The organism is Winogradskyella sp. KYW1333, assembly GCF_003335675.1.
In the GTDB taxonomy this organism is placed as follows: domain Bacteria; phylum Bacteroidota; class Bacteroidia; order Flavobacteriales; family Flavobacteriaceae; genus Winogradskyella.
In genome coordinates, this window is sequence record NZ_QPHL01000015.1 from 304,638 (window position 1) to 317,727 (window position 13,090).

13 protein-coding genes are annotated in these 13,090 nt (G+C 29.9%); all 13 read right to left on the bottom strand.

The genetic code is table 11. The features are described from left to right. Position 1 precedes the first annotated feature (1 nt). Positions 2–1,417 (bottom strand): UDP-glycosyltransferase, encoded by a 1,416-nt coding sequence (locus DUZ96_RS07080; protein ID WP_114301243.1) that lies wholly within the window; start codon positions 1,415–1,417, stop codon positions 2–4. A 19-nt stretch (positions 1,418–1,436) separates the two neighbouring features. Continuing rightward, positions 1,437–2,138 carry a cytidylyltransferase domain-containing protein gene (locus DUZ96_RS07085; protein WP_114301244.1) on the bottom strand — a complete coding sequence of 234 codons (702 nt, stop codon included), beginning with the start codon at positions 2,136–2,138 and terminating at the stop codon, positions 1,437–1,439. Further along, a complete protein-coding gene (gene neuC / locus DUZ96_RS07090; protein ID WP_114301245.1) occupies positions 2,138–3,298 on the bottom strand; it encodes a UDP-N-acetylglucosamine 2-epimerase in 1,161 nt (386 codons plus the stop codon). The genes DUZ96_RS07085 and neuC overlap by 1 nt, the downstream gene beginning before the upstream one ends. Then, positions 3,299–4,303, bottom strand: coding sequence for an N-acetylneuraminate synthase family protein (locus DUZ96_RS07095; RefSeq protein ID WP_114301246.1), 1,005 nt, complete (start codon positions 4,301–4,303; stop codon positions 3,299–3,301). It lies immediately after the preceding gene. A gap of 84 nt (positions 4,304–4,387) precedes the next feature. Continuing rightward, positions 4,388–5,479, bottom strand: coding sequence for a glycosyltransferase family 2 protein (locus DUZ96_RS07100; RefSeq protein ID WP_114301247.1), 1,092 nt, complete (start codon positions 5,477–5,479; stop codon positions 4,388–4,390). 8 nt (positions 5,480–5,487) lie between these two features. After that, positions 5,488–5,850, bottom strand: coding sequence for an FkbM family methyltransferase (locus DUZ96_RS07105; protein WP_114301248.1), 363 nt, complete (start codon positions 5,848–5,850; stop codon positions 5,488–5,490). 389 nt (positions 5,851–6,239) lie between these two features. Beyond that, the gene (locus DUZ96_RS07115; RefSeq protein WP_114301250.1) at positions 6,240–7,337 is read right to left on the bottom strand and encodes a glycosyltransferase family 4 protein; all 1,098 of its coding nucleotides are present in this window, start codon (positions 7,335–7,337) and stop codon (positions 6,240–6,242) included. A 27-nt stretch (positions 7,338–7,364) separates the two neighbouring features. Continuing rightward, positions 7,365–8,192, bottom strand: a complete 828-nt coding sequence (locus DUZ96_RS07120; protein WP_114301251.1) for a glycosyltransferase family 2 protein — start codon at positions 8,190–8,192, stop codon at positions 7,365–7,367. A 4-nt stretch (positions 8,193–8,196) separates the two neighbouring features. Further along, the gene (locus DUZ96_RS07125; protein WP_114301252.1) at positions 8,197–9,219 is read right to left on the bottom strand and encodes a glycosyltransferase family A protein; all 1,023 of its coding nucleotides are present in this window, start codon (positions 9,217–9,219) and stop codon (positions 8,197–8,199) included. After that, the gene (locus DUZ96_RS07130; protein WP_114301253.1) at positions 9,197–10,132 is read right to left on the bottom strand and encodes an NAD-dependent epimerase/dehydratase family protein; all 936 of its coding nucleotides are present in this window, start codon (positions 10,130–10,132) and stop codon (positions 9,197–9,199) included. Before DUZ96_RS07130 ends, DUZ96_RS07125 begins: the two co-directional genes overlap by 23 nt. An 89-nt stretch (positions 10,133–10,221) precedes the next feature. Further along, a complete protein-coding gene (locus tag DUZ96_RS07135; RefSeq protein WP_181855243.1) occupies positions 10,222–10,914 on the bottom strand; it encodes an FkbM family methyltransferase in 693 nt (230 codons plus the stop codon). A gap of 36 nt (positions 10,915–10,950) precedes the next feature. After that, the gene (locus DUZ96_RS07140; RefSeq protein ID WP_114301255.1) at positions 10,951–11,829 is read right to left on the bottom strand and encodes a glycosyltransferase family 2 protein; all 879 of its coding nucleotides are present in this window, start codon (positions 11,827–11,829) and stop codon (positions 10,951–10,953) included. A 41-nt stretch (positions 11,830–11,870) separates the two neighbouring features. Beyond that, positions 11,871–13,043, bottom strand: a complete 1,173-nt coding sequence (locus DUZ96_RS07145) for a hypothetical protein (protein ID WP_181855244.1) — start codon at positions 13,041–13,043, stop codon at positions 11,871–11,873. Positions 13,044–13,090 lie beyond the last annotated feature (47 nt).

Here is a 13,090-nt window from a genome sequence, read left to right on the forward strand (position 1 = left end):
GTTATTTAGCTTTAGCTGTGCTTATAATATCAACTATACTATCTAAAATACGAGTTGATGCAAATTGAGGAGGATGCTGATTGATTTTTTCAAACCATTTACTTGCTTCTTTAATAGTTTTTTGATTGCACTTTAAGGTATCTAAAATTACTTTAGAAATAGCATGTGGATGATTTAACCAAACTACAACTTCCTCGTTTGGTTTTGACCTAAAATGTATATAATCATAAACATACACCTCTTTGTCAAGGCTATTACTTGCGTTTAGATAATTATAATTCATATACATACATGGCTTTTGATGAGCTACAAAATCGAAAACCATTGATGAGCCCAAATTGATGACAGCTTCAGTATGTTCTGCTAAATTAGCTAATAAGGCTAAATCATCTGGTAAGGGTAAAATAGTATCCCAGGATCCTCCAATTTTTTTCCATTCTGGTTGAACAGGAATAATAACATCATGATAGGTATTTATTACACTGTCGTATCTATTCGAAAAATCTACAGGACAACGCCTAAAAAGTAGCCCCAATTTGTGTCCTTGAATATTTAGTTGCCTTACAGCTTCAGCAATATCCCTCAAATACAGTTCATCTTTTGGAGATGTTGTAATATCATCACCACTAAAACAAAGGTAAGTTATATCCTGTTCTAAGTTATATTTTGAATAAAACTCATCCTTACTCAAAATTAGTGATTTATCATAATGCGATTCAAACTGTGGTGTCCCTGTCACTCTAACTTGAGAATCGCTTACAAAACGATAATAATGCAAAAGCTCATTCTTCATGAGCTGGCTCCAAACCACATAAAAATCTGCTGAAACATCTAATGTAGCTTTTGGCAAATTATCCCATGAAAATATAAAACTCATTGTAGAAATATTTAGCTTTTTTGCTGCAAGTAGTGGTGCAATACCTAAAGCATTTCTCTGGCTTGTACAAAAAACCAAATCGGGTTTATGGCTTTCCAAAACTGAGTTACAATGTTTAAAATAAGCTGTTTGCTTTTCTAAAGTATTAATTAAGTTTCTTATAATATTAATTCCTTTTTCAGAATTAAAACAAAACACAAGAAATTGTGTCAAAATACTTATAATTGATTTTTTTATACTGCTATAAGATAATGGGAATAAGTATTTATAATATATGTTATCATTTTCTCGATTAGCAAAAAGAGAAATCTCTATGCGCTTTCTAACGTTTTTTAATAGTGTTGTTAACCAGTGTAATTTTGGGTTTTCTAATGAAATAGAGTGAAAGCCTAAGGTTTCAATATTAAAAGGTGTATGATGCCAAAATACAATATCAAACCCTCTCTCTTTTGCTTGATTATAAAAGCTAGAGTATGCAAAATTACGTAAGCTAACACCGTCAGGTACTAAAACAAAAATTTTTATTTGGTTATTCGACAATGTTTAAGTTTTATAAATATTACTTTTTGCTAAAAGTTTTGATTAACAATTCTGCTTTCAACCAATCTTCATTAGTATCAATATTTATATTGTATTCGTGATTAGACTCTATATAACTAATTGTTTCACCATACAATGAATTCTTGTTCATAACAGTCTCCACTTTCGTCAAATATATAGCACCATCACGATGATAAGCAACAGGTAAGTCTTGACGTCTTTTCATGATTTTATCATCGCCAAGAGCCAATTTAATGTGTCCAGTTTCTGAAACCTTGAATACCCAATGCGGATTGTACGTGTGTGGTACTTTTAAAACTGAAAGTAAACTGTCAGAATTAGCGGTTTCAAACTTCCTTATGGCTTCATCAATAAATTCTGAAGTTCTAAAAGGATTTGTTACCTGAAGTAAGCATACTGCATCATAAATTTCTCCTCTTTCAGCAAGTATTTTTAATGCATGTTGTACAACCTCCAGGGTTCCAGAATTATCTTTAGACAAGCTCGAAGGACGCACGAAAGGTACTTCCACTCCTATTTCCTTAGCTAACTTAATAAGTGTTTCATCTTCTGTAGAAAACACAACGCGATTAAGTAATTTAGAACCTAATGCAGCTTCAATAGTATATTGTAACAGTGGTTTCCCGTTTAAAACTTTACGATTTTTATTAGGAATGCCTTTGCTGCCTCCTCTTGCTGGTATAAGTCCAAGAATTTTCATTAATAAACTATTGTTTTATGAAATTGTAAATCAATATTAGCAAGAATATCAGCGATTTTCTGTCCACTATCACCATTTCCGTAGATATTGCTTCGTTTATTTTTAGGTGATTCTAACTGTAATTTAATTGCATTTTTGATTTGCACTTCATCATACAATACATCAATAACATTTTCCCCTCGTTGTCTTCTGTGTTGACGTGTTCCAATATTAACTACAGGAACACCTAAAAAAGAACATTCTCTAATACCTACACTACTATTTCCAATCAAACATTGACTGTGCTTTAAAAGCCTTAAAAAATCATTAGAGTCCATGTTTTTAAAAAAGCGAATATGTTTTGGGTTATGCTTTTCTCTAAATGATCGTATACCATTAGAAGTCCCATCGGCTCCTGCATCTACATTTGGCCAAAACCAAAATGTTGGTATTTTTAATTCGTTAATTACATTAAGTGTTTTGGCAACGTCAGCTTTTGCTTCGTGATATTCATTAGTAACAGGATGTTGCAAAACAACTAAATACTTATCTGGCATTTTCTGCAGTCCTCCAACACCACCATATTTTTCGATAGGATTAAAGTCTAAGCCCTTACTCTCTAGTAATCGATGAGCTATATCAATTGAAGGACAACCTGTGTTGAAAACAGAGTTATTATCCTCTCCTAGCCTCAAAACTCGCTCTTTAGCATCTTCTGATGCTACTAAATGAATATCTGCTAGTTTTGTATTTGCATGACGTACTTTTTCATCAATATTTCCAGTAACTTCACCTCCTTGAATATGTACTAAAGGAATGTTTTGATAAGCAGCAGCAATAGACGTTGCAATAGTTTCAAAACGATCTGCAATAGTAATTACAGCATCAGGTTTAAGGTTATAAAATACATTAGCTAATTCCATAACACCCAAGCCTGTAGTTTTTGCCATTGCTGTTTTGTTCTCACCTTCAAGAACCATGAATACACGCTCGTCTATTTTAAACCCATCACGTTCAATATAATTTGCTGCATTTCCATAACGATCAAGCAACGCAGATCCTGCAACAACTAATTGTAGTTCTAGCCTAGGATGTTCTCCTATAGCAGTTAAAGCAGTTTTAATTCTACTGTAAGATGGTCTTGCCGTTATTACAACACAAATTTTTCTAATGGTATTCATTTAAGGCAAGTCTTTTTTATTCAAGAATTCCCACTCGTTTAAATCTCTAGTTAATTGTTTTCCTATAACCGATTCAAATTCAATTGAATTAACTCCATAACCTTTTGGCTTTTTAGCTTCTAAATCATCAAATGTTAAATGATGCCCTTTAGGTAATTTTTTATTAACCGCTAGTGATTTTTCAAAAATTTGCTTTATCTCTAAAAACGCGCTATCATCATCTTTATTAACCGGATACTGCAATGCATTAAAAATATAGCGAGTTTCATTTACTAACACCTTTGCTTCTTCAATTGTTAAAGAAGATTTAACATCCGGACCTAACTCATCTTTACTCAAAACGATATGGAACTCAAAAATCTCAGCTCCTTGAGCCACTGCTGCTATTCCAGTACTTACTTTAGCCGAATGGTCGGAAAAACCTACATTAACATTATATCTCTCTTTAAGTTCTTGTATAATGTTTAAACCTAGTTGCTTAGAAGATGTTGGATATGCGGACGTGCATTGCATAATACTAAAATTGATACTTCTTGATCTTAAAAAAGATGTAGCAGCATCTAACTCCTTAAACGAACTCATTCCTGAAGATAGTATAACAGGTTTTTTAGTTTGTGCTATTTTTTCTAGCAATAAAAAATTATTTACTTCTCCAGATCCAACTTTATATCGTTTTACTCCAACTTGCTCTAACAAATCTACAGCAGCATTACTAAAAGGAGAACTCATAAACTCTAATCCTACTTCATCACAGTGATTTTTTAATGATTTCCACTCTTCTAAAGTAAATTCCATAGCTTTCCAATAGTCAAATCGCGTAGCATAGTCATCTGTGAACTTCACTCTAAAAGGTTCATGGATACTACTTTCGGCTTCAGCTATATGTGTTTGGAATTTAATGGCATCAACTCCTGTAGTTGCTACTGCATCGATATAATCGTGTGCCTTTTGTAAACTACCATTATGTGCTTGTCCAATTTCGGCAATAAGTAAGAGGTTATTCATTTAATTCATCGAGATTGATAATTCTCAAATATAAAAAAGTTTAAGGCAATCTAAGCTGTCATATTAAAAGGATTTAATACTATGTTATGCACTTAAATCTATAATAAATCGTATTTGCTTAAAGTCTTTTGAAATCGCGTAACTGTAATTGTAATCGCGATAACGAAATAGAATAGATTTTAAAACTAAATCATTTATCTCCTTCATACTAAAATATGGTTGTGTTTGCTTTCCAAGTAATTGTTTTATTTTATATTTCACTGAATTATAATAGGTGTCTTCTACAAAAAGCACTTCAATAACCCCTTTGCATTGTTTTGGTAATTCTTCTTGTAAAAAATGTACAACATTAGCAGCAATATTGCTTAGTTTGATAACCTCATTTGGATCTTCTAGACGCTTAGCATCTTCCTTTTTATAACAATTTCCCCAACTATTAGTATTAGGATGACTAATTGAATTGTTTTTGTTTTGAAGAAAATGTCGCTGATTTATTCTTAAAATGTTTGTTAATCTTGGCTGAATTGTCAATTTATTATCTTTCTTTTGTGGATATCTTGGATGCCATTGGTGATAAAGCATTACCTCCTCACATCTGAATAAATTTGCTCCTGTTAACTGTACACGCATATTTAAATCTTCATCTTCTGAACCGTAGAAATGAAAAAACTCATCTAAACCTCGAACCTTTTCGAGTACAATTTTTGGGTACAAACCAATACCAAAAGTGTCACCTACATGAGTTGTTTTAATGTGCTTTAAATTTAGAAGTCTATGTTGTTGCTCGGATATTTGTTTGGACAAATACCCAATTTTAAACAATGAAAACTGATTTAAATTAGCTAATTGATGGGCTTTTTCAATAAAATTGGGTGTAAATAACACATCTATATCAGCAGTTATGATATAGTCTGTAGTTGCATTTCTAATACCATAATTAAGTGCCTTACTTTTATTCCATAATAATCCTGTATGTCCAACATAAACATAATTTGCAAAGTCAAATGCCTTGACAACAGCAATTAGTTTAGAAGCATACTCAATATCGCTTCCATAATCGATTAAAAGTACTTGAAAATTTTTATTGGTTTGAGTTTGTAGAGATTGTAGTGCTAAATTAACTCGCACAACATCACGATTTCTATAAGCAAAAATAATGGTTGTTGAATGGTTCATAATTCTATTTAAAAAGATGAGGGATTAAATAAAACATGTGTCTTATACGCAGTTGTATTTGAAGTTTCTATAAATAATTGATAATCATTTTGATTTAACAATATCTTAATTTCATTAAATTGTTTTTTACTCATTGTTCCCGATTTTAAACCATGCTCAAAATGAATTATTGTTGGTGATAATGTTTTAAAATTTACATCCATTAATATCTCATAATCATAACCTTCGGTATCTAAAACTAATAAATCTAAATGTTGAATTGAATTTTGCTTCAATAATTTGTCTAAAGTTGTACAATTTACTTTTTCTTTTGTGATGTATTTTGAGGCTATATTTGTTTTCTTATGATGTTCATTGTCAAAGGAAGCAATCCCTAAAGCAAACTCAGGTACTTTAGCTTCAAATTATTTTCCTACTTTAAAAATAAAAGTTTTTTTAAGTGAATTATGGATTGCTAAATTCAAAGGTTTTATTTTTGGGTATTCTTTGTATGTTTCACATAACTGATTATAGTAATCTTTAACAGGCTCCACCACCAAACCTTCTACAAAATGTTTATTATATTTAATAAACTCATGAATGGGATCAAATCGTTTACCATCATTTGCGCCAATTTGTATGAAGTTTAATTCTTTATTTTTTTTAATGAATTGATATAATAAACTATTTAAAAAATTGAAATGATACACATTTTGAATCTTAAAACCTCTTTTTTGAAATTGACCTTTAAAAAAAATTTAATGTTTTTTTTTTAGTTTCATTATTCTAATAGTTGCTTTGCATTAAGAATAATAGTATTCATATTCTTCATCCAATTTTCAACTGTATACAGCTGAGTTTGTTTGTTTTTAAATACGTGTTTATGTTTCAGAAAATCTTCAACAGCAATAATCCATTCGTCAATAAAATGAGGGTTTTCAATTAATTTTCCAATCTTACCGTATTGTAATACTTCTGGTACACCTCCGAGTGCTGATGCTATACAATAATTACCACAGTTTAACGCTTCTATTAGGGTTAAACCAAAACCTTCATGATTTAAAACGGGAAACAAATAACAATCGGAAGTTTGATAATATTCTGGCAGTTTATCATTTGGAAGTTTTCCGAAAAACTTAACATGGTTTAACTGTATGTCTCTTTGTGCACCAATAACCCATAATTCTATATTATTGTGTTTCTTAAGTAACATTTTCCAAACATAAAGAATAAGGTCAAGTCCTTTTTTGGATCTATCTTGTGAACACCATAAAAACACTGTATTATCTTCAACCTGATATTTTTGCTTTAATTTACGCTTTTCATCTTCAGACGCTCTAAAAAACTTTTCAGCATCTATGCCGTTATGTAAAACCGAAAATAGACAAGGCAAAATAGTGTATGCCTCTTTGTGCTCTATATAAGATGAATGGGTTAGCAAAACCATTTCGTCTATAAACTCAAAAAACCACCTGCTTTCAAAGTTGCCAAAAAAAGGTGGGTATCCATGATAAAAGAACTGAATAAATAAACGTGACCTCAACTGTAAATCATCCTCTAAAAAATCACAAAGCGCTTTCGCCAGACCAAAATTATCTACAATCTGAATAACATACTTTTCACGAAACTTTAAGCATTTAACAAGTGTGTCAATATAAACTTGGTAGGGGTTTTTAGAAAATCTTCGCTTTATTTTTGTTGAAGTTGTATTTGGTACAATACAATATTCTACGTTATTAAATTTAGTTTGAGGTGCTTCACATATAATAATATCTATGTTGCTTTTTCCAGTTTCAAAGTAATTTTTATACATGGTTGTCCAACTACCTATTTCATGATAAGGTAAAGGCTTTTGTGATATTAAAATAACTTTAGACATGGTTTTATTTTATAATAGCAATAAATATTAATTCCTTTTATTTGGCACCAAAAACAACATTAATTTAAATAATACAGATACTACTTTTCTTAAAAACACTGAGCTTTCAATACGTTTTAATTGTGAAAATCTCTTGGATGAATATGATGTAAATATTTTATAGTCTTCTTTAAATAACGGAAAATACTTGTCCATAGTTTTTTCGCGTTCTCTAATAGTGGTTAATCTATACTTTGAGTTGCTAGAAATACCACCCATATCGTAAACAGAAACTACTATATCTACTTTTTTAAAGTTTACTTTTTCTATGTAAATGGCATAAATTAAAAACTCCCAATCTGCACTAATTTTATAATCCTCATTGAAATAAAAAATTCTATCAAATAAACTTCGTTTAATAAAGCAGGCTTGATGACAAATAGTTTGCTTGTAAAAATAAGAAAACGGTAGTATTTCGGGATGTACTTGCGCACGTTCAGTATTGAGTTCCTCATTTCGTAATACTACATCACCATAAATTAGGTCGTCATTTGGAGTAATATTTTTTAAAACCTGTTCTAAAGTTGCGCTATTAAATAATAAATCACCGCTGTTCAAAAACAAGACATAATCACCAGTCGCAGACCGCAAGCCTTTATTCATAGCGTTATATGCTCCTTTATCAGGTTCGTTAACCCAATGCGTAATATGCTCTTTATGGGTTTTTATTATCTCTAAACTATTATCTGTACTGCCCCCGTCAATAATAATATACTCAAACCCTTTAAAGGATTGATTCAATATGCTTTTTATGGTTTTTGATAAACCATCTGCATTATTATAATTAACAGTAATAATCGATAATGAATTTGTCATAAAATCAATACTCTTGTGCGGCTTCTTTACTTAAACCTTTATATTTAAAAAACTGCTTCTTGAATTTAACCAAACATAATCTATGTAATACTTTACCCATAAAATATTGGTGTTTTTTTAAGGGTTTTCCTTTTGAAATTTTTTTTAGTGGCTCTGGTTTGGGTTTATCAGCATTATCCTTAAGCACCCTGAACATCCAATCTTCTTTAACATTCCCAAGATGATAGGCATAGTTATCCATTGTTGCCAATCTTAAATAACCTCCATGGTCATTTGGAAAGTCCAAATACCTATTCTCACTACCTCCAACTATTTTCTCTTTACAAATTTGTTTCGGAGAATTTTCAAATACCTCAGCTCTAAACGTTGCTACAAAATGTCCACAACCAATAACTGCTTTATTTTTTTTATTACTCACTGTAAGGTAGTTTTGTAAATGATAGTCGTTATACATTACTCTACCTATACTTTTCTGAAAATTAAGGAGCCCCTCCGGATATACAACTTTAGAAAATTTTATTTTTTCTTTAAAAAAAGCATAATAAACAGTACTATTTATAAATGCATTTGCATAACCTAAACTACTAGGAACTGGAGATACCATACCAGCTTCAGGAAAATCGTTTAAAATAGTTTCGCATGCACTTTGCCAATTAGGTAAAAACATTACATCGGAATCTGTTACTGTAATAATCGGCTCTAAACAGCTTTTTATAACACTATAAAGCGCATTTACTTTTCCTAAATTTATCTTTGAATTTAATAACTGATCGATTTCTATACGTTGTTCATACAATTCCTCTAAATACGAACTAACTTCAACACACGATCCATTATTAATTATTGAAATTCTTGTTTTATTATGAATGGCATTTAATAAAGATTCAATACATAACTTTAAAATATCCAACCCATCTTTAAAATAATCCTCATCTAGGTTTGGTATGTAAACAGGTATTACAATTCGATGCAAAACATTAGTAGATAATTCTACATTAGATTTTTCAGGATTTTGCCCTATTCTCATAATAGCTTATTAATTTGTTTAATCCTTCGGTCAATGGTGTTAATTCTCTTCCTAATATTTTTTGCATTTTAGAATTATCTGGGCATCTACGTTTCATATCGCCTTCTTCTAAAGCATCCAAATGTAAAATCTCAGATTTTGAGTCTGTAATCTTTATAATAAGTTGAGCAAGGCTTAAAATAGACATCTCTTTATCACTCCCTACATTTAATACGTCATTTTTAAATTCTGAAGATTGCATTGCTTTTATACAAGTGCTAACAGTATCATCTACATAACAAAAGGATCTTGTTTGCAAACCATCACCATAAATGCTTATAGGCTCATTATTCATAGCCATCTTTAAAAACCTAGGAACTACAAAATCTTCACTTTGATTTGGTCCATAGGTATTGAAAAATCTAAAAATTGTATAGTCCAATCCATACTCCTTTTGATAGCTCTTAAAAAAAGCTTCGCCAACATTTTTAACTATAGCATAAGGCAATCTGGAGTTCAAAGGAGTTGTGTTTTCGTTTTGAGGACTCTCAAATGGCTCACCATAAACCTCGGATGAACTGGAATAAAAAACACGATTAACTCCTGTGTTTTTAGATAATGACAAAATATTTTTTATCCCTTCAATATCATCTAATACAGCAATGGGATTTTCTAGAGTACGCGCAACACCAACAACAGCAGCTAGATGAAATACGTATGTAAATTCAAAGCGACCAAATATTGGCATAATGTCTTTATATTGGTTTACATCAGCTTTAATAAAAATGACGTTATCTTTAATTGGAATTTTAGTAATATCGCCAGTAGAAAAATTATCTACAATAACTATTTGGTTATTTTTGTTTTCAGCCAATTTATCAGTTAAAGCGCTCCCAATATTTCCAGCGCCTCCAGTTATTAATATTCTTGTCATTGTTGTTAAAAAAACTCTAAGAGAGTTAAATCATTTTTATTTAATTACTTAAATATTTATTCTTGTTGAAATACATCTTACAACGAAAACTAAATTTGTTTTTGATCAATTAAAAATAAATTCCCCAAATCACCCATAATAATTGATTTTCCGATAAATTTATAGTTTTTAGACTCTAAATACTTAACAATTGGAGAAGTTATATCTTTTTTTAATAACATATCGCTTTCAACAATAATAACTTTTGGTCGGTATTTATTCCAATCATTTGTTTTTAAAACCTCTAAATCAAACCCTTCTACATCAACATCAAAAAAATCTAGTCGGTCATTTGGAGTTAAACTCTCGTCTAGAATTTGTCTTAAAGAGTAAGTTGGAACTATTATCGTTTTTTTAATCTTATTTGTTAAGTTATGTTTTTTTAAAAAATCAAGATTCAGTGTATTCATCGAGCTATGTGGTTCCTCTAACATATAATACTCTAAGTCTTCTGAATTACCAACTCCAAAATTTAAAAAACTATCATTTGGACGTGTTTTATTGTATAATTCTTTTAATTCAGGGTTTGGATCAATACATAGCCCTTTCCATCCTCTCAAGTAAAAATAATAAGTGTTTGATGCTTTTGTAGGATGCCAACAACCTATATCAACATAAATACCTGGTGACTTTGCTTTGATGAGTTTATGCAATTGAATATCGTCTCCAGATTTTGAAAAACTAATATTATATCGTTTATAAAGTCGTTCTCTAATATGTTGTTTAAAACTTTTAATACTCAAATTAATTTTGATTTAATTTTCAGGCTAAAATCACCTTTAATATATGGTCTTAAACACTCTATCCATATAAGAATAGTAAATTTCATTATCTATGATATTATAATACTTTGCTCTTTTGCCGACTAAATAATTTACATTAAATATTTTAAGTGATTTGAGTATAGAAATGTAGACATCTAAACGTTTAATTTGTTTTAATGCCCTCGTTGTTTTTGCGTCTATATTATGAGTCTCAATAACCAAGTTTATTTCCTTAATATAATCATCTTTTCGCAGCGCAGATAATTGACCATCTCGTTTACGCCATGCTCCAATTGGCAAATTACAATTGTACAAGCGATCATATTGAAAAAATCGAAACCACAATTCAAAATCGCCAGCAAGTTTTAGGTTATCATCAATTTTACTTCCTGCTCTCTCCCACAAACTACGTCTCCAAAATGTAGACTCTTGCTGTATCCATTTATAATCATTATTTAAAAACATTAGAAAACTAAACCGTTTAGGCATTGCTATATTTATGACTCTTCCACTTAAATCAATATAACTACTTGAGCCTTGTACCCAGTTCACTTTTTTTACATCTGTAAAAATTTTTGCCAAATTAAACAATGACCTATTTAGTAAAATATCGTCACTATTAATCCATCCCATAATGTCACCTGTTGATAGTTTAAAGCCCTTATTCAAGGCATCATACATACCTTTATCTGGTTCACTTATCCATTTTGTGATTTGTTTTTCATACTTTTTAATTATATCTATTGTACCATCGGTACTCCCTCCATCAACTATGATATAATCTAAATTAGGATAGTCTTGCTCGATAACAGAAAGTATGGTTGCTTCAATATAATCTGCCTGATTATAAACTGGTGTTATTATTGATATTTTGGGATAGCTATCTTTAGTCATTCTAGACTATATTTTTTCTAACTTATTAAAAATAAATTTTTCTATTTCTTTATCATTTTTCTTGCTTTGCAAGTAAACTTAAACAATTGATATTTAAAATATTGAGTTTGTTTTTTGTAAAACACGAGTAATTTGTTCCTTTTCTTTGTCTTCAAATTAAATATTTCAATAACTTTATTAATTAGGTTAAGTTCGTTTAATTCAAAACAATATTTTTCAAAAAAGATATAAAAAAAGCCTTTAGCATATAATTCATTTTTAATAGCTTTATCATCATTAATAAATTCTAAGAGTTTAGATTCTAATTCTTCTAAATTAGAATAATCATTTGTAAATCCTAAATTAGAATAAAATCCTTTATAATAACAAAATATGGGTTTATTAAAAAGGCTAGCTTCTAAACCTGCTTGCGAATTTAATGTTACTACTGCTTTTGAATTTTTTATCAGTTGAAATGTATCATATTGATTAACACTATCGATATGTATATTATTTGACTTTATGTTCTTGGCTATTCTAGAATATGTAGGGTTATCATACAGTTTTTGAGTTACAGGGTTTCTTCCATTTATTTCTTTTGGATGCAATTTAACTACTAAACTTAAGTTAGCTCGATTTAATATCTCTTCTAGTTTATATATAATGTTAACCGGGTTGCCAATGTCATTTTCAATTGTAAATAGCTGAGATGCATCGTTATATACCTGACCTAAGAATAAAATATATGGTTTATCTGTTTTTAACTGATTTTGTAATTGAGTATTTGAAGAATGTTCTTCTCTTTTAACAGAATGAATATTTTCAATATAATTTTTCACATACTCGTTCACTAAATTTTCGTCAAGAGTATAAATATACTTATCAAAAAAATTCTTTGACAGGTTATAAGTAACTACAAAGCCTGAAATATTATCCCATACAATTTTGTTTTTATTCGCCGTTAGTTCAAGGGTTAAAAATTTTGTTTGTCTTGTTCTACAAAATTCTAACAAGCACGCATCAAACAAAAGATGTCCATGAAAGATTAAAGCACCTGCTACGTCGTTTTCTTCAAAAGCTTTTTCTAAATAGTCTATTGTATTAATAGCTCGAGAAAACCACTTCTTAACTGTATCTATATGTACCTCTAAACTTAATTCGTCTTTAAATATTCCTAAATCGTTGCAAATATTATAAATCGCTACATCATACAATTGTATTGATTTGTATTTCATATTCAAGTTAAGATCATTAAAATTTATAAGGTTTTGGTCAACATTAT

What these genes read in the sequence shown, in the direction of transcription:
- DUZ96_RS07140 (WP_114301255.1), bottom strand. Translation starts at nt 11,829, where the DNA reads ATGACTAAAGATAGCTATCCCAAAATATCAATAATAACACCAGTTTAT.
- DUZ96_RS07085 (WP_114301244.1), bottom strand. Translation starts at nt 2,138, where the DNA reads ATGAAAATTCTTGGACTTATACCAGCAAGAGGAGGCAGCAAAGGCATT.
- DUZ96_RS07100 (WP_114301247.1), bottom strand. Translation starts at nt 5,479, where the DNA reads ATGAACCATTCAACAACCATTATTTTTGCTTATAGAAATCGTGATGTT.
- DUZ96_RS07120 (WP_114301251.1), bottom strand. Translation starts at nt 8,192, where the DNA reads ATGACAAATTCATTATCGATTATTACTGTTAATTATAATAATGCAGAT.
- neuC (WP_114301245.1), bottom strand. Translation starts at nt 3,298, where the DNA reads ATGAATACCATTAGAAAAATTTGTGTTGTAATAACGGCAAGACCATCT.
- DUZ96_RS07095 (WP_114301246.1), bottom strand. Translation starts at nt 4,303, where the DNA reads ATGAATAACCTCTTACTTATTGCCGAAATTGGACAAGCACATAATGGT.
- DUZ96_RS07115 (WP_114301250.1), bottom strand. Translation starts at nt 7,337, where the DNA reads ATGTCTAAAGTTATTTTAATATCACAAAAGCCTTTACCTTATCATGAA.
- DUZ96_RS07145 (WP_181855244.1), bottom strand. Translation starts at nt 13,043, where the DNA reads ATGAAATACAAATCAATACAATTGTATGATGTAGCGATTTATAATATT.
- DUZ96_RS07125 (WP_114301252.1), bottom strand. Translation starts at nt 9,219, where the DNA reads ATGAGAATAGGGCAAAATCCTGAAAAATCTAATGTAGAATTATCTACT.
- DUZ96_RS07130 (WP_114301253.1), bottom strand. Translation starts at nt 10,132, where the DNA reads ATGACAAGAATATTAATAACTGGAGGCGCTGGAAATATTGGGAGCGCT.